General features: G+C 62.0%; 23 protein-coding genes and 1 pseudogene. 14 read left to right on the top strand and 10 right to left on the bottom strand.

The window, feature by feature from the left end:
* Positions 1-76: 76 nt before the first annotated feature.
* Complete coding sequence (locus BACI9J_RS03225) at positions 77-808, bottom strand: glutamine amidotransferase (protein ID WP_159733149.1); 732 nt, start codon at positions 806-808, stop codon at positions 77-79.
* A gap of 144 nt (positions 809-952) precedes the next feature.
* On the opposite strand from BACI9J_RS03225, the gene BACI9J_RS03220 reads away from it, so the two are divergent.
* Both BACI9J_RS03220 and BACI9J_RS03215 read left to right on the top strand, forming a co-directional pair.
* Positions 953-2,194 (top strand): MFS transporter, encoded by a 1,242-nt coding sequence (locus tag BACI9J_RS03220; protein WP_442858630.1) that lies wholly within the window; start codon positions 953-955, stop codon positions 2,192-2,194.
* Between the two features lie 140 nt (positions 2,195-2,334).
* A complete protein-coding gene (locus tag BACI9J_RS03215; protein ID WP_159733148.1) occupies positions 2,335-3,660 on the top strand; it encodes an ammonium transporter in 1,326 nt (441 codons plus the stop codon).
* 163 nt (positions 3,661-3,823) lie between these two features.
* On the opposite strand, the gene BACI9J_RS03210 is transcribed toward BACI9J_RS03215, so the two are convergent.
* Together BACI9J_RS03210 and BACI9J_RS03205 are read right to left on the bottom strand one after the other, a co-directional pair.
* Positions 3,824-4,420 (bottom strand): J-domain-containing protein, encoded by a 597-nt coding sequence (locus BACI9J_RS03210; RefSeq protein WP_159733147.1) that lies wholly within the window; start codon positions 4,418-4,420, stop codon positions 3,824-3,826.
* A gap of 262 nt (positions 4,421-4,682) precedes the next feature.
* Positions 4,683-6,962 carry a SulP family inorganic anion transporter gene (locus tag BACI9J_RS03205; protein ID WP_159733146.1) on the bottom strand — a complete coding sequence of 760 codons (2,280 nt, stop codon included), beginning with the start codon at positions 6,960-6,962 and terminating at the stop codon, positions 4,683-4,685.
* A 224-nt stretch (positions 6,963-7,186) separates the two neighbouring features.
* On the opposite strand from BACI9J_RS03205, the gene BACI9J_RS03200 reads away from it, so the two are divergent.
* The 3 genes from BACI9J_RS03200 to BACI9J_RS03190 are packed head-to-tail and all read left to right on the top strand — an operon-like array spanning position 7,187 to position 10,415.
* The gene (locus BACI9J_RS03200) at positions 7,187-8,284 is read left to right on the top strand and encodes an acyl-CoA dehydrogenase family protein (RefSeq protein ID WP_159733145.1); all 1,098 of its coding nucleotides are present in this window, start codon (positions 7,187-7,189) and stop codon (positions 8,282-8,284) included.
* Positions 8,278-9,636: a PIG-L family deacetylase gene (locus tag BACI9J_RS03195; RefSeq protein ID WP_159733144.1), complete on the top strand. Its 1,359-nt coding sequence runs from the start codon at positions 8,278-8,280 to the stop codon at positions 9,634-9,636. The genes BACI9J_RS03200 and BACI9J_RS03195 overlap by 7 nt, the downstream gene beginning before the upstream one ends.
* Before the next feature lie 20 nt (positions 9,637-9,656).
* Positions 9,657-10,415 (top strand): glycosyltransferase, encoded by a 759-nt coding sequence (locus tag BACI9J_RS03190; RefSeq protein ID WP_159736334.1) that lies wholly within the window; start codon positions 9,657-9,659, stop codon positions 10,413-10,415.
* A gap of 10 nt (positions 10,416-10,425) precedes the next feature.
* On the opposite strand, the gene BACI9J_RS03185 is transcribed toward BACI9J_RS03190, so the two are convergent.
* A complete protein-coding gene (locus BACI9J_RS03185) occupies positions 10,426-11,004 on the bottom strand; it encodes an adenylate kinase (RefSeq protein ID WP_159733143.1) in 579 nt (192 codons plus the stop codon).
* 101 nt (positions 11,005-11,105) lie between these two features.
* Positions 11,106-11,456: pseudogene (locus BACI9J_RS03180) on the bottom strand (SRPBCC family protein); the annotation flags it as partial.
* Between BACI9J_RS03180 and BACI9J_RS03175 the strand changes: the two are divergent.
* The 5 genes from BACI9J_RS03175 to BACI9J_RS03155 all read left to right on the top strand — a co-directional run bounded on the left by BACI9J_RS03175 (position 11,442) and on the right by BACI9J_RS03155 (position 14,611).
* Entirely contained in the window at positions 11,442-11,705 is a 264-nt protein-coding gene (locus BACI9J_RS03175; protein ID WP_236558335.1) for an amidohydrolase family protein, read from the top strand. The pseudogene BACI9J_RS03180 and the gene BACI9J_RS03175 sit on opposite strands and share 15 nt — an antisense overlap.
* Before the next feature lie 84 nt (positions 11,706-11,789).
* Positions 11,790-12,485: an SRPBCC family protein gene (locus BACI9J_RS03170; protein WP_159733141.1), complete on the top strand. Its 696-nt coding sequence runs from the start codon at positions 11,790-11,792 to the stop codon at positions 12,483-12,485.
* A gap of 319 nt (positions 12,486-12,804) precedes the next feature.
* On the top strand, positions 12,805-12,975 hold the full coding sequence (locus BACI9J_RS03165) for a hypothetical protein (RefSeq protein ID WP_178994140.1): 171 nt from the start codon (positions 12,805-12,807) through the stop codon (positions 12,973-12,975).
* 297 nt (positions 12,976-13,272) lie between these two features.
* Positions 13,273-14,427, top strand: a complete 1,155-nt coding sequence (locus BACI9J_RS03160) for a glycosyltransferase (protein ID WP_159733140.1) — start codon at positions 13,273-13,275, stop codon at positions 14,425-14,427.
* Positions 14,428-14,434: 7 nt separating this feature from the next.
* Positions 14,435-14,611, top strand: a complete 177-nt coding sequence (locus tag BACI9J_RS03155; protein ID WP_201296490.1) for a hypothetical protein — start codon at positions 14,435-14,437, stop codon at positions 14,609-14,611.
* 105 nt (positions 14,612-14,716) lie between these two features.
* On the opposite strand, the gene BACI9J_RS03150 is transcribed toward BACI9J_RS03155, so the two are convergent.
* A complete protein-coding gene (locus tag BACI9J_RS03150; RefSeq protein ID WP_236558333.1) occupies positions 14,717-15,967 on the bottom strand; it encodes a hypothetical protein in 1,251 nt (416 codons plus the stop codon).
* Between the two features lie 364 nt (positions 15,968-16,331).
* Here BACI9J_RS03150 and BACI9J_RS03145 point away from each other — a divergent pair, with 364 nt between their 5' ends.
* A complete protein-coding gene (locus tag BACI9J_RS03145; protein WP_159736332.1) occupies positions 16,332-16,811 on the top strand; it encodes an NUDIX domain-containing protein in 480 nt (159 codons plus the stop codon).
* On the opposite strand, the gene BACI9J_RS03140 is transcribed toward BACI9J_RS03145, so the two are convergent.
* Positions 16,806-17,585, bottom strand: coding sequence for an SDR family NAD(P)-dependent oxidoreductase (locus tag BACI9J_RS03140; protein WP_159736331.1), 780 nt, complete (start codon positions 17,583-17,585; stop codon positions 16,806-16,808). The genes BACI9J_RS03145 and BACI9J_RS03140 overlap by 6 nt on opposite strands.
* A gap of 80 nt (positions 17,586-17,665) precedes the next feature.
* Between BACI9J_RS03140 and BACI9J_RS03135 the strand changes: the two genes are divergently transcribed.
* Positions 17,666-18,262 carry a TetR family transcriptional regulator gene (locus BACI9J_RS03135; protein WP_159733139.1) on the top strand — a complete coding sequence of 199 codons (597 nt, stop codon included), beginning with the start codon at positions 17,666-17,668 and terminating at the stop codon, positions 18,260-18,262.
* Here the strand turns inward: BACI9J_RS03135 and BACI9J_RS03130 are convergent.
* From BACI9J_RS03130 to BACI9J_RS03120, 3 genes are read right to left on the bottom strand one after another with little or no spacing between them, the layout of a single operon-like run.
* A complete protein-coding gene (locus BACI9J_RS03130) occupies positions 18,259-19,038 on the bottom strand; it encodes an alpha/beta fold hydrolase (RefSeq protein WP_159733138.1) in 780 nt (259 codons plus the stop codon). The genes BACI9J_RS03135 and BACI9J_RS03130 overlap by 4 nt on opposite strands.
* A 54-nt stretch (positions 19,039-19,092) precedes the next feature.
* On the bottom strand, positions 19,093-19,284 hold the full coding sequence (locus tag BACI9J_RS03125; RefSeq protein ID WP_159733137.1) for a helix-turn-helix transcriptional regulator: 192 nt from the start codon (positions 19,282-19,284) through the stop codon (positions 19,093-19,095).
* A gap of 13 nt (positions 19,285-19,297) precedes the next feature.
* The gene (locus tag BACI9J_RS03120) at positions 19,298-19,735 is read right to left on the bottom strand and encodes a hypothetical protein (protein WP_159733136.1); all 438 of its coding nucleotides are present in this window, start codon (positions 19,733-19,735) and stop codon (positions 19,298-19,300) included.
* A gap of 76 nt (positions 19,736-19,811) precedes the next feature.
* Here BACI9J_RS03120 and BACI9J_RS03115 point away from each other — a divergent pair, with 76 nt between their 5' ends.
* Together BACI9J_RS03115 and BACI9J_RS03110 are read left to right on the top strand one after the other, a co-directional pair.
* The gene (locus BACI9J_RS03115; RefSeq protein WP_159733135.1) at positions 19,812-20,384 is read left to right on the top strand and encodes an MOSC domain-containing protein; all 573 of its coding nucleotides are present in this window, start codon (positions 19,812-19,814) and stop codon (positions 20,382-20,384) included.
* A 61-nt stretch (positions 20,385-20,445) separates the two neighbouring features.
* Entirely contained in the window at positions 20,446-21,147 is a 702-nt protein-coding gene (locus tag BACI9J_RS03110) for a hypothetical protein (RefSeq protein WP_159733134.1), read from the top strand.
* The last annotated feature ends 107 nt before the right edge of the window (positions 21,148-21,254 follow it).

The raw sequence follows: 21,254 nt of genomic DNA, 5'->3' as shown, positions 1-21,254 counted from the left end.
CGGCTGAAGCAATCAGCCTACTGATCAACATAGTCGATTCTCATTTGTGCGGGAGCTGTTTCAGGGCGCCCCACAACTACCGGGCGTAGCGCTCGGTGAAGTTCCTGAGCACCCGCATGGGCTCCGTTACGGACGAGTCACGGGCGGCGGCAATGAGTGCATCGGCCTCGTGGGGCGGGAAGTAGCCGGAGTTCTTGTAAATGTTGATGCGGGTGATGAGGCCGTCGGCGTCCAGTTCGGGGTGGAATTGCGTGGCGTAGAGATTGTTCTTGATCCGGAACATGTGGACCGGGCAGGCAGTTGAACTGGCCAACAGCACCGCATGTCCAGGAAGTTTGCTGCACGCTTCTTTATGTCCGACGAAGGCTTCGAAGGAGTGCGGGACGCCCCGAAGCATGGGGTCGCGTTCTCCTTCCTCGGTCAGGGTGATCTGAGTCGCCCCCACTGCCTCGCCGAATTGACGATCTATCACAGCGCCCTGGTGCACTCCCAAAGTACCAACCCCGTAACAGGCCCCCAGAAAGGGGAAGTCCTCGGCCACGATCCGGTCCAACAGCGATGAGAGTTCCGTCTCAACCCTGATCTGGGCTGAGCTCTTCTCCTCCACAGGATCGCTGGAGGTGTACGGGCTACCGCCCACGATCACGCCGGAATAATCGGACAGCTCAAGGGGCGGCAATGGCGCGGATTCCAGGCGGATCCGCACCAGTTCCTCCGGCTTCAGGCCGCAGTACCGGAGGTAGGCCTGGTACTCGTCATCGGCTGCGGCATCTTCGGCGCGGGTGGCCAGCAAGAGAAAGGGCTTCACAGGCCCAGTCTGCGCGAGGAATGGCTGACGGACAAAGTGTGTTGCTATCCGGAGGGGGTTTCTGACAGAGGCTCCCTTGCATCGCCGTGGCTGCATAACGTTGTAGGAACCCCATGAAATAACTCATTCCAGAGGAGCCGTCTTTTGAAGCAGGACCCCGTGATCGTCGGAACGCCATCAGCCAAGGCGTCGCGTGCTGAACCGCAGCAGCCGAAGAAGATCCCGTGGGGCGGACTCCTGGTTCTGGCGGCTGCCGGGTTCACGGCAGTAACCACCGAGCTCCTGCCTTCCGGCCTTCTCCCCCAAATCAGCCGCGACCTGGGCGTGGACGAATCCGCGGTTGGTTCTCTCACTGCGGTCTACGCTGCGATCATCGTCTTCACCGCCTTGCCGCTTTCCCGTTTTCTTGCCGGACGTGTCCCGCGTAAAACACTTTTGATTGCCACCGTGCTGGCGTTTGCGCTCAGTAACGTCCTCCTGGCCTTGAGCCCGGCCCTGGGCTGGGCGATCGGGGCGCGTCTCCTTGGCGGAATCGCCCACGGCATGCTGTGGTCCAGTATGGCGCCGTACGTTGCCCGCATCGTGCCCGCGCATTCCGTGGGCAAGGCCATGGCTGTGGTGTTCAGCGGCAACAGCATCGCGTTGGCCGTGGGAGCTCCCATCGGAACGTTAATGGGTTCGCTCATGACGTGGCGGGCCTCGTTCCTGGTCCTGGCTGGAGTGGGTGTCCTGCTGGCGGTCCTGGCGTTCTGGCTCCTCCCCGGCGCCCATGACCAAGCCAGCCAGAAGACTCCTTCCCTCCGTGCCGCCATGAAACTGCCCGGCGTGGTGGCCATCGCCATCGCATGGCCGCTCTTGTTGCTGGCTCATTTCACGCTGTTCACCTACGTTGCCCCATTCCTGCTCGCTTCCGGATTGCCGGAATCTGCCACCAGCATCTCGCTGTCCGTGGTGGGGATCGCCAGCCTGGTGGGTATCTGGATTGCCGGCATGACCGCTGACTCAAGGCCGCGCACCTCGGTGATTGCCGCCGTCGGACTCTTGACGCTTTCGTTCGCCCTGCTGCCTGCGCTGGGCGGCACATGGGTAGGCGCGTTCGGGTTGATGACGCTGTGGGGCATCGCCTTCGGCGCGGTGGGCATCTACAACCAGGCCGCGATTCTTCGTGCCGGCGGTGAACACAAGGATGCTGCCAACGGCCTCACTGTGGTCACCATCCAGCTGGGCATCGCGGTTGGTGCTGTGTACGGCGCCTTCGCCCTTACCTCGGTCGGCGCACAACTGGTGCCTTTGGCCGCAGCCCTGCCCACCGCGATCGCCCTGGTGATCATCATCGCGAGCCGTCGGGGAGGCTACCCCGCGGGGCCGCGTGAGAAGCGCCGTTAACATTGCCGAAACATGGCAGTGACGTGATCTTCACGAACAGGGGATTTCTGTAACTTACCTGCAACTTAGCTCTTCTGAGTCGGAAACATAGCTCACCGAATATTGATCGGGGGGTAGGACTCAATGAGAAGGGAACGCAGGTGGAGATCTCTGCGCAACACGTCTGGATGATGTTGTCGGCGGCAATGGTGCTGTTCATGACCCCGGGCCTCGGCCTGTTCTACGGCGGCATGACCCGCGCCAAGGCAGCGCTCAACATGATCATGATGAGCTTCATCTCGGCGGGCATCGTTGGCGTGGTGTGGGTCCTGTGGGGCTACTCGATGACCACCGGCGACGGCTTCCTTGGCCTGTTCGGCAACCCCTTTGCGCACTTCGGCCTGCAGGATCTGATGGGGTCCCCCGATCTCATCAAGGCCGGCTTCGCAGCCACCTTCGCCATCATCACCGTGGCGCTGATCAGCGGCGCCATCGCCGACCGCGCCAAATTCGGCGCCTGGGCACTCTTCGTCCCGATCTGGATCACCGTGGTGTACTGCCCGCTGGCCTACATGATTTGGGGCGGCGGGCTCATGAGCGCCGGCGGCGCAGTGACCCAAATTTTTGGTCAGGTCATCGACTTCGCCGGTGGCGCAGTGGTTGAGGTCAGTTCCGGAACCGCCGCTTTCGTCCTCGCATTGATCGTGGGAAAGCGGCACGGATTCGCGAAGGACCCCAACCACCGCCCGCACAACGTCCCCTTCATCATGATCGGCGCAGCCATTCTCTGGTTCGGCTGGTTCGGATTCAACGGCGGCGCAGCAACCACTGCTGAGCAGGCCGGACTCATCTGGATCAACACCCTGGTCACACCGGCGGCGGCAATGCTCAGCTGGCTCGTTGTGGAAAAGGTCCGTCATGGACACCCGACATCGCTGGGTGCGGCCTCCGGCGTCGTGGCCGGCTTGGTTGCCATCACGCCTTCATGCGCAAACATCAGCCCGCTCGCAGCCCTCGGCCTGGGCTTGGTTGCCGGTGCCGCCTGCGCAGTGTTCGTTGACCTGAAGTACAAGTTCGGCTTCGACGACTCCCTTGACGTGGTGGGCGTCCACTTCGGCTCCGGCGTGATCGGCACGCTCTCCCTGGGCTTCATTGCTTTCCCCAGCGAGAGCACTGCCGGTGGCCTCCTTTACGGTGGCGGCCCGCAGCAACTCATTGCCCAGACGGTTGCCGTGCTGATCACCATCGTTCTATCCGGTTTGGGCACACTGGTGATCGGCCGGATCATTCACAAGACCATCGGATTCCGGGTCCCCCTGGAGCACGAAGTCACCGGGGTGGATCTCACCCAGCACGCCGAGTCCGCCTACGAATTCGGACTCACCGCCCACGGCCACTTCCGCCAGCAGCAGGCGCACCTCTCGGCCCTCATCTCCCGGAAGCCGGCTCCCGCCGTCCCCGAGGCCAAGGAAGACAGCTTCGCCTAAGGCCTCACACGCAGAACAGCAGCCGACGGCGGAGCCCGGGTTTCGCCGTCGGCTGCTGTTTGTGCCGACTATTTTGCTGGATCATCAGCAAAGTGAGCCATGGGCGCCCTTGTAGTCCCGGGGGTCGCGGCTTGCACGGCCCGGATGATCCAGCAGAAACCGCTCAGCCGGAGCCGTTCCAGAGGCGCTGCCACCACGTCCGTTTGCCCGGCGGTTCGGGCTCAGCTTCCGGCGGAGCTGACGCAGCCCTGCGCTCCCGCCACTTTTCCACTTCATCCTCCACGTCACGGACCTTGGTGATCACCGGAGGGCCGCCCTGTAACTGGCGCCGGGCTTCGATTACACGTTTGTTGAAGTCCTCCAGGATGTCCCGGACCTGTTTCTCGGTGTACTGCTGGTCCAACTTGGGTTCCAGCTCAGAGTCCTCAATCCGCAGCAAAATGGCGGGTGGTCCGATCCCGCTGAGCCGCTCGCGCTGAATGAGCCCTTTGACCCACCAGTCGGGGTCGTAGTGCTCCCCCAAGCCGGGAATGGGTTTGCCGGCGTACTTGAGGTTGTCGAACTTGCCCTGGTTCATGGCGTCGCGGATGAGGTATTCAACCCGGGCGGCGTCGTCAACCTTGCGGCGTTTCTCGCGTTCTTCGGCATCCGCGGCCTCGAGCTCTGCATCTTCCTCGGCGTTCCCGCCCCAGGACCGCACCGCACGCAGTTCGGCGCCGCGCTCGAGCTTTCGCCTAAAGGCATTGTTCTCGGAGTTCACGTCCCCGCCACCTCCTCACACGGCAGCCCTCGCCTGCCGGAAATTGTGGTTTCTGAATCCAGTATTACGTACGTTGCCGTGGTTAATCCCCGTACCCCGACGCTGGTTGTTTGAAACCTGCGGGCACCCTGTACCGCCACCACCTACTCTGAAATCGCGGCAGCCCCGACACGCCGCCCTAAGGGGTGTGTCGGGGCTGAAGACGGCTCAAAGTGGGTGGTGGCGGAACAGGCGGCCTGGCGCTCAGGCCCACCCGGCCGAACTACGCGCGAACCGCCATGCTCGGATCCAGTTGCTCGATGCCCTCCGCCGTCACCAGGACAACCCGGGCCGTGCAGATGTCGTAGAACAAGCCAGTTACCTGAACCTGACCGGACGCCAGGGCGGGCCCGGTGACCGGGTGCTCTTCCAGCTTGCGGAGTTGAAGGGCCACGTTCACCATGCTCAACTGATCCAGTTGGCTGTAGCCCTCAGCCGCAGCAGCAAGCGCTACCGGGTGGCCGGCCAACAGGGCCGAGTAACTCGGCTGGGCGTGCTCCAGCCATGCGTCGAAGCCGCTGCCCATGTCAGGCCCAGCCCCTTCGGCATCGGCAATAACTGCCTTCATCGCACCGCAGTTGGAGTGGCCACAGATCACGATCGAGTCCACGGACAATCCCTTGACGGCGAAGGACAATGCAGAGTCGATCGAAGCATCGCTGCCGTTTTTGCACGCCACATTGCCGATGTTCCGAAGGGTGAGGAGGTCCCCCGGTCCGCTGCTGGTGATCAGGTTGGGATTGACCCTCGAGTCAACACATGCGACGAAGAGCGTGTCCGGATTCTGCCCCTCCGTGAGGTCCTGTACCAGCGGACGGACCTTGTCCGCGTGCCGTCGGTGGTACTTGTCGATGCCCAGGAGGATTGACCGCAGCGGCAGCCGCCCGCCGTCGTCGTCTGCTGGGTTGGCTCCGGACGGCAGCCATGTCGTACGGGGCGGCAGCGGAAACTCGCGAGGGTCCTGGCGTTGCGGGGTGTTGTCCTCGGCATCGCTGAATGCCGTAGTGCCGTGCTCCTCGAGGATCACCGACGCGCCGGTGTTGCGCTGCTGCTTCTGCCAGGCCACCAGGGCTTCGCGGAAGGCATGGTCAAGGTAATCGGCGTTGAGTTCCACCACCACGTCCTGGCCCTCTGGCACGGAATGGAGGACACGGTTGAGCCGGGGCAGTGCGAAGAAGCTGCACGAGCCGGCGATGGTGACGCGCCACGGCAACGCCTCAGCAGAGGGAGCATGTGTGTGGATCTGCGCCCGAAGCACACGCCACAGTACGCAGAGGGCGGCCAGTGCCAGGCCAATGATGACGCCCTCGAGGAGGTTGAGGGCCACCACGCAGACCAAGGTGACGCTGTAGACGAGGAGATCGCCGGTGCGGAGGCTGGTGCGGATGTCCGCGACTTTGATGAGTTTGGCGCCGATCACCAGCAGGAGCCCTGCAAGGACGGCCAACGGAATCAGCTGAATGAGTCCGGCAAAGAGCGCAGAAAACACCAGGACCCATATGCCATGCAGGATGGTGGAGGAGCGGGTGGCGGCGCCCGCTTCAACGTTGGTGGCGCTGCGGACGATCACGCCGGTCACGGGGAGTCCGCCGAGCATGCCGGAAACGACGTTCGCGGAGCCTTGGCCCACGAGTTCCCGGTTGAGGTTGGTGCGCGTGCCGCCCATTTTGTCCACGGCGACGGCGGACAGGAGCGACTCGATGCTGGCGATCAGTGCCACGGTGATGACGGCCATTGAGGCGGCGCGCCAGTTCCCGTCGGGCAGGCTGGGAAGTGCGATTGCGTCGAAGATGGAGCCGCTGAAGCTGATCCGCTCCACGCTTGGTGCGACTGCGACGGAGAGTGCCGTCACGGCGACGACGGCGGCCAGCGGGCCTGGGATCTTCCGCACCGCGGCGGGGAGGAACTTCCAGGTCAAGAGAATGGCGACGACGGCAAGTCCCAGCAGCGCCGAGTGCAGCTCGACGTTGGTGATGGCTGCCGGAAGTGCGGTGAGGTTCTCCATGGCGGATCCAGCGGCTTTACCGCCGAGAAGCACGTGGAGTTGCTGCAGGATGATGGTGATTCCGATGCCTGCCAGCATCGCTTTGACCACCACGGGCGATACGGCCAGCGCGGCCCGGCCAATGCGGCTGACACCCATGAGGAGCTGCACGACGCCGGCAGCAGCGGTGATGCCGCACGTCACCTGCCAGCCGAACTCATCAACCAGGCCGGCAACGACGACGGTCAGTCCGGCGGCCGGGCCGCTCACTTGGAGTGGGGAGCCACCCAGACTGCCGGCAACGATGCCGCCGACGGCTGCGGCGATGAGACCGGCCATGATCGGAGCACCTGAGGCGGCGGCAATGCCGAGGGAAAGTGGGAGGGCGACGAGGAAGACGACGAGCGAAGCTGGGAGGTCAGCGCCAAGGCTGCTGAAGATGGTGGGCTTACGAGCTTTGGTTCTTGGCGGGCTGTGTGAGTCTGCGGGAACGGTGGCGGATTGGTTGGACTGCGGCATGGTTACTCCTGGCTTGGGATTGCTGACCCTTCCAAGCTACGGAACCTGTCACCGTTAATGACAACAACATGTGACAAGCGTGACAAAAGCTGTGAAGATGCGCTTCATGTTGGGACTAATGGGAACTTTGGCAGGGGTGGAGCGCGTTGGGGAAACTCCCGCCGTCGTTCGCTGTACGCCCAACATGGCAAGACCCTAAGGCTCCTTAGAATAGGCTGGGTCTCATGAGCGACACCGAAGCCCAGCCCGTCCGCATCAGTTCCGAACCCGCGCAGCTGCAAGCGTTGGAACCCGTGCTCGAAAAAGTGCGGGCAGCAGTGGGCGACGTGCCGGCATTGCTGGCCATTGCCGAGGACATTGGAGGGACCGCCCCGAAGCCCGGCGAGGGGAATACCGCCAAGCTTTGGGAGCTGTTGGCCTCCGTGACGGCCGTGGATGTCGCTGCCGGGCGAGTGCTCGAACCGCACCTCGACGCTCTCGCGATCCTCGCACAAGCCGGGGAACAAGCCGGAGCACAAGCCGGAGTCGGAGACTCAGAAAAAGGAACATGGGGAGTCTTCGCAGCGGAGGGCCCCGGAATGAAGCTCGAGGCCAAGCGCACCACGGATGGCAGTTTCGTCCTCAGCGGATCCAAGCCATGGTGTTCACTCGCCGCCAGCCTGGATGCAGCCGTGATCACCGCTCACACCGAGGACAACAGCCGGGCCGCCTTCGCCGTGAATCTGAAGGATCCTGGAGTCTCGTGCGAGATTCCACAGTGGACCAGCCGCGGACTGCAGGAGATCCCCAGCGGAACGGTCCACTTTGACCAAGTCGCAGCAAGACCCGTGAACGAAGGAAGTTGGTACTTCCAGCGTCCGGGTTTCGCGTGGGGTGGCATGGGTGTGGCTGCGTGTTGGTTGGGCGGCGCCGTTGCAGTAGCGCGGGACTACGCGGAAGCGTTGGAAAAGGCCGCAGCCAACGGGCGCGAACCGGACCAGGTGGCTCTTGCTCACTTGGGCGAGATTGACCGGATCCTTTCCGCGACCACCGGCTACCTCGCGCAGACTGCTGAGCGCATTGACGCCGGAGAGTTGGAGGACCCCGATCCTGAGGACAGGAGCCCCTGGAGCGACGCCCTCCGTGTCCGCGGAACTGTTGCCGCCGCCGTCGAGCGTGTGCAAACCTTGGTGACGCAGAACCTGGGCCCCGGGCCGTTGGCTTTCGACGAAGCGTATGGCAAGCGCATGGCGGATCTGTCGCTGTACATCAGGCAGCATCACGCCATGCGGGATGATGCCCAATTGGGCGCCCTGACTCTGAAGGGGGACCGCAGTTGGTAGCTTTCTCCCACACGGACACCGGCACGTCAGAGGCGGAATGGGCTGCCAGCGGAGTTGCGACCTTGCCGGAGCTGCCTCTGAGCGCAGAAGAGCTCGCGGGCATGAGCTTTGTAGTGCTCGCCGCGCACCCTGACGACGAAACTCTCGGCGCAGGTGGCCTCCTAGCCAAGCTGCATGCCGCCGGAGCCGCCGTCGAGGTTTTGCTGTGCACCGCAGGCGAGGCTTCGCACCCGGACTCAAAAACCACGACGCCGGAACAGCTTGCCGCTGTGCGGCTCACTGAGTTCCACACGGCAGTGTCCGGGCTGGCTCCCGGCGCCGCGTGGCGGTTTTTGGAACTGCCCGATGGGCACCTTGCGACCAACACGGAGAGCATCGCACAAGCCCTCCGCTCAGCGATTGCGGGAAAACCTGCCGAGACCGTGACGATCGTAGCGCCCTATCGCCACGACGGACACACGGACCACGACACCCTTGGCAGGGTTGCCGCGGAAGTCGCAGCGCAGGGCGGCCATGGCCTGTTGGAATACCCCATCTGGTACTGGTTGTGGGCAGGACCGGATGACAGAACGTGGGAGTCCTGGGTGCGGGTTCCATTGACCGATCAAGATCAGCAAGCCAAAACACGAGCAATGCGCGCCCACACCTCCCAGATAGGGCCGCTCTCCGATCAACCCGGTGACGAGACGCTCCTGGCAGAGAGTTTCCTTGAGCACTTCAGCAGGACGTGGGAGACCTTTGCCTGGCATCCGTCCAAGGCCGGGAGCAACACTGCCGCAGACGCGGAGCGGATCTTCGACGAAGTCCACTCCAGAGAAGACGATCCCTGGAGTTACACCACCAGCTGGTATGAACGCCGCAAAAGGGCATTGACCTTGGCCGCGCTCCCGGAGGAATCTTACGAGTCCGGCCTTGAACTGGGTTGCTCAATCGGTACCCTCAGCGAGGAACTCGCCCGGCGCTGCCAACAATTCCTTGGCGTGGACGCCAGCAGCGAAGCCCTCGCCCAGGCAACTGAGCGGCTCTCACGATTTCCCTCTGCGGAGGCCCGGCACCTGACCATGCCCCGTGAGTGGCCCGAGGGCACCTTCGATCTTGTGGTGTTGTCCGAGACGGGCTACTACCTTTCCCCTAACGAACTCAGCCAACTCCTGGCACGGGTCGAAACATCCACAAGACCAGGCGGCACTTTTGTTCTGTGCCACTGGCGCCACCCGATCTCGGGCTGGCAACTGGACGCGGAGGGGGTACACACGATGGCTCGCAACCAACTCGGCTGGCTGACACATGGGCTCTACCGTGAGAAGGACTTCATGCTGGAGATCCTCATCGCCCCTGACAGGACTCCGTGACCATGCCCGGGCAACTGGGGATCACCGGGCAACTGGGGATCAAGAGCGTGGCGGTGGTGATGCCCGCCCACAACGAGGAGCAACACATCGGCAAGGCCTTGGTGGCACTGAAGGCCGCCGCGGACGCACTCCACCGTGGATGCCAGGGCATGGAGGCCAGGATTGTGGTTGTCCTGGATGCTTGCTCGGACCGCTCAGCGGAGATTGCCGCTGCACACACCTCCGGCGACAACCGCTTCAGCGTGGTCAACGTGAAGCTCAAGAGCACGGGAGCCAGCCGCGATTTTGGCTTTCGCCAGGCCTTGAAAAGCTTGCCGGCCCATGATGCTGCCACCACCTGGCTGGCCACCACAGACGCCGACTCCACCGTTCCCCGGCATTGGCTGACGCGGCAAGTGGAGCTGGCCAATGCCGGAGCGGACGCCCTTCTTGGGTCGGTGGAACCCGATCCAGCTGACATGGACCCTGCCGTCCACGGCCGCTGGATGGAACTCCACCCCTTCCGGGAAGATCACCAGCACATTTACGGCGCCAACCTGGGGATCCGGGCCTCGGCATACCTCAGTGCGGGCGGGTTTCCTGGCCTGCGCGCCCATGAGGACCGCGTTTTGGTTGAACGGCTCCGCCGCCGGGGCTTCACTGTCACAGCCACGGACTCTATCCGCGTTGTGACCTCAGGGCGCACACATTCCCGCGCACCGGAAGGATTCGCCGCGTATTTACGCTCGCTCGCAACTGAGCTTCCAACAGCCGAACTCCCGGCCCCAGCAGGCAGCTGACCACCGGCAGCTAACGCGCCAGCGCCCCCTCCAGCGCAGCAATCGCATCCTTCGTGATCGTTTCACGCTGGCCGGATCCGTCCACACTGAGCAGAATCCCGCGCTGTGAGTACGCCGTCAAAACTGGTTGCGTTTCATCCCGGTACAGCTCGAGCCGCCGCTGGATCACGGGTTCAGTATCGTCGGTACGTCCTTGTTCCTGCGCCCGGCGCAGCATTCGGGCAAGCAATTCCTCGTCCGGCGCGGTCAGCTCAAGGACTACTTCCAGGGTTTGCTGACGGTCGGCCAGCATCTCGTCCAAGGCACCGATTTGGATGACCGTCCGCGGGTAGCCGTCCAACAGGAAACCGTCCGCGGCATCCGCTTCTTCAAGCCGACCCCTCAGCATGGCCGTAGTGACATGGTCCGGCACGAATTCGCCGCTGTCCATGTACCCGATGGCTTCAGACCCCAGCTCCGTCTTGTTGCGGACATGGGTGCGGAACAGTTCACCAGTGGAAATGGCGGGAATCCCAAAATGCCGCGCAATGTGCTCTGCCTGCGTGCCTTTGCCGGAGCCGGGAGGACCCATGATGATCAATCGCGCCATGACACAGGTCCGTTTCGAGAGGCAGCCGGGACTTAACCATACGCCGACGACGACGGGCGGCACCCGCCGTCGTCGGCTTCTTTTTGCTTTTGGTTCAGTTCTCAGGCGTTGGCTGATTCCGTAAGCACGGAATCGATCTGCTCCACTGCTTCGCGCATTCCCTCTTCCATGCCCATCTCGGCCATCTTCTGCATCTGCTCTTCGGAGTCGAAAGTGGAAGTGATGGTCATCCGGGTGCGGTTCTCCAAGGGCTCGAGCTTCACGGTGGCGTGCGTGATGCCCAGGTCATTTACGGGTTCGCCCTGCTCGTCCGCAAAACCGTCGTCGAACTCCAGGTGGTCCGGTGAGTTGATGGAGGTGAATTTCCACCAGCCCCGGGCTTTGGTGCCGTCCGGTCCGGTCATGTAGTAGGCGGCCTTTCCGCCCACTGTGAATTCGTGCGCCTCAAAGGTTTGCACCGCCACCAGAATGAGCAGTTCAGGCTGCTCGGCAAGGTCCAACCGGCGATTGACGCCATCCGCTCCGCAACCACGACGGCGGCGTTGCTGCTTGAGCGCGAAGGGGAACTCGGCGTGATCTCACCCGGTGCTGATGCAGACATGCTGGTCCTCGGGGCGGACCCCGTGGCTGATATTTCCGTGCTGGCCGACATTTCCGAGCACCTGGAGTACCTGATTCAGAACGGCAAGGTGATCTCTTAGCTTCCGCTCCTTCGAGGCCTGTATTAACCCCTTGAGAAGCTCGATAATGTAAGTATGCTGATTATTATCGGGTAGGAGGAGACAATGACCACGAAAGTGAACAAGACAATCATGGTCAACGTTCCGGTCGGTACGGCCTACAGGCAGTGGACCAAGTTCGAGGAGTTTCCGCACTTCATGGGCGGAGTGGAACGGGTGACACGGCTCAGCGAGGACCGACTGGAATGGGTGGCCGAAATCGCAGGCGTCCATCGCCGTTGGGAAGCAAAGATCGTTCAGCAGGACCTGGACCGGGCCGTGGCCTGGGCAGCCGTTGAGGGCGCCAAGAATGCGGGCTGGGTGGACTTCAAGGAAGCCGGCCCCAGCCAGACGTCCTTGCACCTGTCACTGGAATACGAACCCCACGGCGTCCTCGAGTTCCTGGGAGACAAGTTGCACATTGTTGAAAGGCAGGCTGAGTCAGACTTGAAGAAGTTCAAGGAATACATCGAAAAGCAGGCACCGGAGACTGGCGACGAGACCACGGAGCGGACCGGGGCCGGGAGCACAGGCTCCTCCACGCCTTCGGGCACAGCCGCAACCGCCGCCACCTCTGATTCGCCCCCGATCATCGACCCCGTGACTCATGCGTTCGATCAAACCAACGGGCTGGCGGACATGGATGGTGAGTCCGATGAGACCGCTGAAAGCGACACCCGCAGTGCCGCCGAACGGAACGACGACGGCGACACCGGACCAGGCTTCATCCCACCACAAAGCGGCATGCTGCCGGGACACTAATCCCTGCACTCGCGTGGCTTCCTGACCTTCTTTGCCGACTCAGGCCCTGAAAGTTAACCCCAAAGGGTTGAAATAGCCGCTTCGGAAATCCAAAGAGGGTCAGGAAGCCACGCCGCATCAGCACGGGTTACACGGAGTAATCAGCAACGTGTAATCGGTCACACTTAGCCGGATTCACTTGTCAACCGTGGTGGGCAGCATGAACCATGAATGAGGGAATTCGTTCCCGTACAAGCTGAATCAGCAATCCTCACCGACGAGGATGCGGCCCCTGCGAAGAAGCTTGGGGCTGTTAACGGCCTGAGTGAAAGTACTGACAATGACGACACATACTGACTCCATCACGCTGAAAATCTGGGACAAGTCGGCAATCGACCACACCATCGATGCCGCCATTGAATCCCTCTCACACCGCGCTGCCGCCGAAAACTGCGGAATCGCGGTAACCCTTAGCGGTCCCAAGACCTTCACGGTCAGCCTGAACCGCTAAGCAGCTCAAGCACTACTCAAGAGGACGACGCCGGGACGCCCCCGACGTCGTCTTCTTGCGTTTAAACGCCTCCCGCAGTTGTCCGCCTCCCCCGGGCTTGTACGCCTCGTAATACGAACAAGGCCAGGTTTTGCGGAGAATTTCGACATAAGTGGTCTCCGGTCCCCGTTCGTGACGCCGTTCAGAAAGTCCTGCGCAAACCTTGAGACTTCCTTGATGGTTTCCCTCCCCTGATCTTGCGTTCGCGTTGGAACTCTAAGTGAGTCAACGCTTCAACGCACGAACGGAGGGATCACAATGCTTACGGAAACCATGGCCACCACAGCTGTACCGGGCCCGGCAAACACACCGGATACGGCTTTCAGGCGCCGGCGGCGGCGATCCCACCGTGCGGCAGGCGGGGTAGTCACCGTCCTGGTTCCGGCACACAATGAGTCCGCCGGGATTACTGAGACGCTTCACTCCTTGAACAACCAGACCCATCGCCCGGACCGCATCATTGTGGTGGCAGATAACTGCACGGACAATACTGAAGAGCTTGCCTTGGCCCAAGGCGCCGAAGTCATCCGGACAGTAGGCAACAAAGACAAAAAAGCCGGAGCACTGAACTTCGCCCTCAGTGAGCTCCTGCCGGAAGCGGACCCCCAGGACCTCGTCCTGGTTCAGGACGCCGATTCGCAGCTCGCCCTCGATTTCATTGAGAACGCCACCAAGAACCTGCTGGCCGATAAGATGCTCGGTGCCGTTGGCGGTGTGTTCAGCGGCGGCCCTGGTGGCGGCTTTGTAGGCCACCTGCAGCGCAACGAATACGCCCGCTACGCACGGGATGTGAAGCGACTCCATGGCAAGTGCCTGGTAGTGACCGGCACTGCGGCCCTATTCCGGGTCAAGACACTGCGCGACGTCGTTGCCGCCCGGTTGAAGGGCACGCTCCCTCCCGGCAACGGCAAGGGCGGCGTTTACGACACCTCGGTCCTGACCGAAGACAACGAACTCTCCTTTGCCCTGTTGACCCTGGGCTACCGCATCGCCTCACCATCAAACTGCACGCTGGTCACGGAGGTCATGCCCACGTGGCGTGAACTCTGGTCCCAGCGGCTCCGGTGGAAGCGCGGCGCGGTGGAGAACTGCGTGCAATACGGATGGACCAAAGTGACCAGGCCTTATTGGGGACGCCAGTTTCTTTCCATGATCGGCGTCATCGTGACGCTGGCCTACTTCGGTTCCATCCTGTTCGCGTTGATATCCGGGATGGGCCTGAACCTTCAGCCCTTCTGGATCACCGTCACCGGCATCTTCATCCTGGAACGCATAGTTACTGTGCGTTTCCGGGGCTGGAGGTACATGCTCCTGGCCGCAACCATGTACGAAACCGTCATTGATATCTTCCTCCAGGCTGTTCACGCCAAGGCGTACCTGGATGCAGCACTTAACAGAAAGAAAGTTTGGTAACCGATTCATGTACAACAACCCAGTAGCCCCCGTGACAGGGGCAGCAGCAGCCGGAATGGGCTCCGGAACGCTCGCAATGACCGGAGCCGGGGACCTCTTCTGGTACGCACTGGCAGCTTTCGCCATGTTGGCACTCGGCCTCGCCATCAAGAGGATCGTGCCGGTCCGGGCGCAGAAGGGCTAGGAACTTTAGCTAAGCCCTGAAAGTCGGGTCAATCACCGGACCCGCAGTTGTGTCGCTACCTCCAGCACGACACAACTGCGGGTTTGGTGCATCCGGGCCGCCGGCTTACGGAATCACAGCAGTGCTGGCCGAGGACTTCGTCACCGTGGTGTAGCCGGCCTTGGTACCGGTAACCCTCACGCTCATGGTGTCAGCTTGGTCCGCACTCACCAGCTTGTATGTTCTGGCCGTTGCCCCTGCGATCGCCACACCGGACCGGTACCACTGGTACGTCAAGGTGGTCCCGGAGGTCCATGTTCCGGGGTTAGCTGTCAGGGTTGAACCCACTGCGAGTGTTCCAGTGATGGTGGGGGCTGGGGCTACCAACGTCCCTGCCACCACCGCTGCCGTGGGAGCTAATTCCTTGATAGCTGTGGCATAGCCGGCTTTGTTACCCGTCACCCGGACAGTCAAAGTGGCGCCCTGGTCCGCAGCGGCAAGGACCCTGGTGGCACCGGTTGCGCCGGCAATTGCCGTGCCATTTCGGTACCACTGATAGCCGAGGGCGGTTCCTGCGGTCCAGTTCCCCGGGACTGCGGTCAACGTTGAACCAACAGCGGCCGTCCCTGAGATGGTGGGAGTTGGTGCTGTGAGCTGACCTTGATTCGCCGGAACAAAGGAAAAGTCCCGGATGGTCACGGTTTCAGGAGCAACATGGGCAGCATCCCCGCCGCCACCACCTGTCACCCAGAGGTTGAAGTGAATTTGCTCCTTCGCCGGAAGCGGCACAGTAGAGCCTTCCAGGACAGTTCGCTTCAGGAGGGTTCCGTTGTAGCCCTCACCCGCGAACGTCTCAAAAGTCAGCTTGCCCGGTTCCCACACCATCCTGTGCGTAAGGATCGGAGCATTGGTGACGTCAAAGGTGACAGTGTTGTTTCCCTGCCCCGGCGGCAAGGTGGAGTCAAACCAATATCCATGCCCTTGGGTCACCGGCCAATTTTCACCGTAAGCAGCGCCCCCGCCCCAGGCCGAGGCTTCGCAAAGGTCAATCTCCGTATAACCCGGCTCCGCATTTGGGTCGTACGTGAACAGGCAACCCCACACCACTTCTTTCTGAAGGGCGCTGACATCCTTCTCCACAGTGGTGCTGTACGTGCCATATCCGAAACCTTCACGCGTGGACTGGAATTCCGCCCCCTTAGGGGCAGAGCCCGTGGGATTGCTGATGGACAGCTTGACGTAACCGTCCGCGTCCGGATTGCTCACATTGTTGGCGTCCCAAGTGGCGTTATACATGGGCGCCCCACCCCAAAAACGCTTCTGCCAGTTGAAACCTTTCCAGGCGAAGCTGCCCACCGGGCCGGGATCCTCAGCCATGGGCGTGGTGTCCGCCGCATGTGATGGACCAATTCCGGTGAACATTGATAAACCGACCGCTGCGATGACGGCCAACCCCATTGCTTGTCTTCCCCCACGTGGAAGGAGCCTCACTGAAAATGCCATAGCTGTTTCCTCCTGCTGATGCGCCCAGACCCGTCAACGGCTGATGCCGCGGACCGCAACGACGTTCCACCCCCGAAAAACGCCTGTCCTCGATTATCAAGTAGCCAAGGTCCCGCCGGAAGAGAAATGGACAGGCAAAATGGTCAACTCAACATCAATTGGATAACGGTGCCAACTCAACGAGTAGCCTTGGCATATCCATCCAATGAGAGCGCAACGCCTGAACCCGGGAGGGCACATCACCATTCGCAGCGCCGGCATCCTCCTTCACCGGCGAAACACGGCCGGTCAATTGGAGCTATGGATAGCCCATATGGGCGGACCCTTTTGGGCTCGCAAAGATGAACACGCATGGTCAATTCCCAAGGGAGAATTCCCTGAGGACGAAGACGCATTGGTTGCCGCTCAACGGGAATTCACTGAAGAAATAGGTACACCACCCCCGGCGGCGCACTATGAACTATTGGGTGTTTTCCGGCAGCCATCCGGTAAATTGATCACCGCGTTCACTGCAGAAGCCACAGACTTTCAGCCTCAGCAGATTGTCAGCAACACCTTTCCCATGGAGTGGCCAAAAGGCTCGGGTGCCATCAAGGAGTTCCCGGAGATCGACGACGCACGATGGTTCGAGGAAACCGCGGCCCGGACCAAGCTCGTCAAAGGGCAACTTCCCATAGTCGATGCACTGGTCCGGCACCTGGGCGAGAGATCCCTATAGAGCCGACCAGCCGCCGTCGGACGCAAGAATGGCACCGTTGATGTTGGTGCCATCATCACTGAGCAGGAAGGTAATGGATGCTGCCAATTGCGCAGCGGTTGCCGGAGTGGGAACCGTTGCCTGCATGAGCGGTCCTAGGCGTTCGGCTGCGAGCTGTGATCCCCAGTTAGCCACAATGTTGGTAATGGTGGGACCTGGAGCCACGGCGTTGAACCGCAGGCCCTTCGGACCGTACATCACGGCTGAATTCTTGGTAAGGCCAACCACGGCATGCTTTGACGCTGTATAGGCAGCACCTGCAGCCGAACCACGCAGTCCGGCCTCGGAAGCAACGTTGACCACCGAGCCGGATCCGGCGTCCAACATCAGCGGCACCACTGCACGGGTCAGGCGCATCAGGGACGTGACATTGATGCGGAAAACGCGGTCCCAGAGCTCGTCATCAACCTCGTGAATGGGCGCAAAGTTATCCATGATGCCGGCAACATTGGCCAGCGCATCCACGTGTCCGCCCGCGGCGTCCAGCACAGCGGCCACCGTCTCTTCGGTGGAAATGTCGCCAGCAACCGGAATCAGATCCAGGCCTGTGTTCTCCTCCACAAGAGCGTCCAACCGCTCCTTGCTGATGTCCGCCGCTATGACCCTGCCGCCCTCCTTCGCAATCCTCAAAGCGGTGGCTTGGCCGATGCCCGAGGCCGCGCCCGTGACGATGATGGTCTTGCCGGCAAAGCGGCCGGAGGTAGTGGCCTCCTGCCATGAAGCGTCGCTGCCCATGATGTCCTTCCAATGATTGCCCGGTTGTCCCCTCACCTTATGACACTCTGTGTCATTATGGAAGAGTGAATACTGGAGGAATGAATTCGGAAGAAGGCAAGCCTCAGCGTGTCAGCGGCCGGCCCGCAACAATCGACCCCGATGCCGTGGCCGGACTGGCCTTGGGACTCTTCGCCGAGCACGGCTACGAGAACACCTCCATGGAGGACATCGCACGGGCCGCCGGAATCGGCCGCAAGAGCCTCTACCGCTACTTCGCCAGCAAAGCCGATCTTGTATGGGGCGGAAGCGAACCTGTGGTGGAGGCATCTACACTCGCGTTCGGCTCCTTCCACCGACCCAGGCCCGACGGCGGCGTTCTGGCCGGGTTGCGCGAGGCAGCGATCGCCGGGGTTTCCGCCATCCCGGACCTGTCAGTCACCCGCGGCAGGCTCCGTCTGATCTCCGAGCACCCCGAGTTGACCAGCCGGAGCTACGAATCACTGGCACCACAGCGCCAGAGGGCCCTGGCCTTTCTTAGGGAGAGCGGCCTTTCCGACTCGGCAGCCCGCTTCCTGAGCGCCGCCTACCTCGCTGCCACTTTTGAAGCATGGATGCAGTGGGCGGCCAGCTCCGAACCAGATCCGCGGCCATACCTCCTGGCCGCACTCGAAGTGTTGAACGTTCCCGCGCTTTAGCGGCTCTTCCGGTCGATGAATTGCCGGATCCATTCCACTGTCTCGGGATGGTCCAAGTGCAGCCCGTGGCCCGCTCGAGGCACACGAACCAGCACTGAGCCACGGATGTGCTCCCTTAACTGGAGTGCATTGGGCAAAGGCGCCAGAGCATCTTCAGTGCCGTGGAGTATCAGCGTAGGGGCTTGAATTGAGCCGAGGTCATTCCAAGCGTCGTGCTCACGGCTGGCCTTGAAGTGCCGCGCCTTGGCCCACGCGGAAGCTGGCGAGTTGAAGAAGGTGTGCGTTGCTTGGGGGTTGTTCCGCGCCCATTCTGCGCCAAAGAAGAGCGGTTCAAGCCGGGCCATGTCGCCGCTGACCAAAGCCTCCAAGGCGGCACTGTCAGGCTGCGTTCCGAGTCCAGGCCGCTTCCCCCCGCTCGTGGCTGCGAGGATGAGGGTGCGGACTTTCTGCGGGGCATCGATGGCCAACCACTGGCCAATCCGCCCGCCCATCGAGTGACCGTACACGTGTGCTAAATCCACTCCGGCGGCATCAAGGACGGCAACAGCATCTTGGGCGAACAACCTCGTGGTGTAACGCTCGGCGTCACCCTTCCCACTCCGCCCAATCCCCCGGTGATCGAAGCGGATGACGCGGTAATAGCGGGACTGGAGCGCCGCCGTCGGGCCCCAGCCATCCATGGCCGTGGCCTGTCCGGCGATCAGCAGCATGGGCTCGCCTTCGCCTTGGGACGTCCATGCGAGTTCGGTGCCGTCGGCAGCCTCAGCAAAGTTCACCGTGCCACAGTATCCGGACGGTCCATAAAGCGCTGCGGCGTGGGACACAAGGCGTTATTCCGGGATGAAGATGTCCTCAATGGCACAGTCAAAGGTTTGCGAAATAAGGAAGGCCAACGGCAGGGACGGATCAAACTTTCCGCGCTCAATGGAGATGACCGTCTGCCGGGAAACCCCCAGCGCCGCCGCCAGGTCCGCCTGTGTCCAACGGCGTTCAGCACGACGCTCGGCGAGGTTGTTCTTCACGTCAACGGCACCTTCACTTCAGTGCGCGGTGGCGAATGGCCACGTATCGCAACCCGACGTCAACAGCGCTCAACGCCACAAGGCCCAGAAGGATCGGAAGCGCCTCCACATCCAACCGCCCGATCGCCAGTACCAGTGATGCCACCACAATGACCACGAGGATATCCAAAAAGGCCCCCGCCCCCGCTTGGCGCATCCACTGCAACTCCACGCTCTGCTCGCCATGCGCATCACGGGTGACGGTGTGATGGGAGACGAAGATCTTGCCGCTCAGCGACATTGCCGGATAGGCGGTGCAGAGGGCACCGATCGCTGCAGCAGGCCAGAAGTCGTTGGGATTTGATGCTCCCACCAGTCCGGCAACCGCAACCGTCAGCATGGCACCCAGCAGGATGGCCAGGACGTAGTGGTGGGCCGGCGCCCGCCTCGATGTAAAGGAAGCTTTACTCACGCTCAAAGTAAAGCACCCTTTACTTTGAGGGGCAATGCTTCATGCGTAGTTTCCACGCTGGGGCTAGCGTTAAGGGATGATCGCTGAGTACAGGTACGACGTCGAGGTACTGCACCTTTTGGTGTCACCGTCCCACGCCTACTTTGGCCGCGCACGTGAAGGTGCGGCAGACGTCCCCACCACCGATGCGGAACAGGCTGAAGTGGTGGCGGGCAAAGGCATTGTTGGCGACAGGTTCTTTGGCAAGGCCGCACACATGGATGCCGCCGTGACCTTATTCGCCGTGGAGGCCCTGGAATCCATCGCCGCCGAACTCGACGCCGGGCCCTTCGACCCGCTGCTGACCCGGCGGAACGTAGTCCTTCGGGGAGTAGAGCTGGCTCCCTTGCTGGGCAATGAGTTCGCCATTGAGTCCGGGGAAGATGAGGTGCGCCTCAAAGCAGGGCGGCCCGCACACCCTTGCGCTTGGATGGACGAAATGCTGGCTCCGGGTGCCCACAAAGCCATGCGCGGGCGTGGAGGCGTCCGGTGCCAGGTTATTGCCGGGGGCCTGCTGCACCGCGGGCCTGCAGTCCTGGTAAGTCCGGTTCCGCTCGACCCCGGCAAGGCCGGGGATGCCAACGTGCTGCGGCCATCCCGGCTGCCATGAGCTTCATCCGTAATTGATAAGGCATCTGTCTTTCGGTGGGCAGTCCGCATAGGGTAATTCCGTGAAGAGATTGAGCAACAACGTCCAGGCCTTTGCGGGGTCTGTTTTCGCTGCGGTGTTCCGGGCCATCAAAGTGGTTCGCCCCAACAGGCCCAACCACCCAAAAGGGGTTCACCTTGTAGGAACTCTTGAAAGGGACGGGCTTGCCCACCGGGCATCGGGAATCCCCTGGCTGGACACGGCCGGGACCAATCCTGTAGACGCTCGGCTCTCGCGCTCCCTCGGTTTGCCGGGCTCTTTCCCGGACATCATCGGCCTGGCAGTGCGCCTAACGGAGCAGGGCAACATGTGTGACATGCTCCTCGCGACCACCGGCGCCACAGGTTTAGGACGCTTCATTTTGCGGTTCAGGCGGGACGCGGCATCGGCAGTGTTCTCCACGATGATGCCCTATAAGTCTGAGACGGGTCCCGTGCTCATCGCGGCAAGGACAGTCGGAGGAGCGGCCAAATTGCCAGCCGAGCCACGCGCCTTTAGCTCATATCTCGGACAACAGACGTGGACACTGGAGCTGCATCATGCCAGTCCTTTGGGCCCGTGGACCAGATTCGGAACGTTAACGCTCACCCTTGCCGATACTCAAGGTAGCGAAACCGCCGAACGATTTGATCCTGTCCTCAACCCGCTTCCAACTGCTGGGACATACGACTGGACGAGGCGACTGCGGGAACCGTCCTACGCTGTGGCCCGGCGTCGGGTCTAGTGCTGTGGCTTCTGGCCCATCTTTGAATCTCCAGCAGCCCGAAATCAACCTACTGCAGTTGCAAACCGGCCCACCGGCGTCGAAAGCTGGGCCAGAAGCGCCAGCCC

The organism is Arthrobacter sp. 9V, from assembly GCF_902506065.1.
Taxonomy (GTDB): Bacteria; Actinomycetota; Actinomycetes; order Actinomycetales; family Micrococcaceae; genus Arthrobacter.
The sequence above is the reverse complement of the archived record's forward strand: the minus strand, read 5'-3'. Positions and strand labels throughout refer to the sequence as shown.

Bases quoted from the DNA above. Each gene is read 5' to 3' on its own strand.
- BACI9J_RS03205 (WP_159733146.1), bottom strand. From the start codon at position 6,962: ATGCCGCAGTCCAACCAATCCGCCACCGTTCCCGCAGACTCACACAGC.
- BACI9J_RS03200 (WP_159733145.1), top strand. From the start codon at position 7,187: ATGAGCGACACCGAAGCCCAGCCCGTCCGCATCAGTTCCGAACCCGCG.
- BACI9J_RS03185 (WP_159733143.1), bottom strand. From the start codon at position 11,004: ATGGCGCGATTGATCATCATGGGTCCTCCCGGCTCCGGCAAAGGCACG.
- BACI9J_RS03170 (WP_159733141.1), top strand. From the start codon at position 11,790: ATGACCACGAAAGTGAACAAGACAATCATGGTCAACGTTCCGGTCGGT.
- BACI9J_RS03165 (WP_178994140.1), top strand. From the start codon at position 12,805: ATGACGACACATACTGACTCCATCACGCTGAAAATCTGGGACAAGTCG.
- BACI9J_RS03160 (WP_159733140.1), top strand. From the start codon at position 13,273: ATGCTTACGGAAACCATGGCCACCACAGCTGTACCGGGCCCGGCAAAC.
- BACI9J_RS03155 (WP_201296490.1), top strand. From the start codon at position 14,435: ATGTACAACAACCCAGTAGCCCCCGTGACAGGGGCAGCAGCAGCCGGA.
- BACI9J_RS03150 (WP_236558333.1), bottom strand. From the start codon at position 15,967: ATGGCTGAGGATCCCGGCCCGGTGGGCAGCTTCGCCTGGAAAGGTTTC.
- BACI9J_RS03140 (WP_159736331.1), bottom strand. From the start codon at position 17,585: ATGGGCAGCGACGCTTCATGGCAGGAGGCCACTACCTCCGGCCGCTTT.
- BACI9J_RS03135 (WP_159733139.1), top strand. From the start codon at position 17,666: ATGAATTCGGAAGAAGGCAAGCCTCAGCGTGTCAGCGGCCGGCCCGCA.
- BACI9J_RS03115 (WP_159733135.1), top strand. From the start codon at position 19,812: ATGATCGCTGAGTACAGGTACGACGTCGAGGTACTGCACCTTTTGGTG.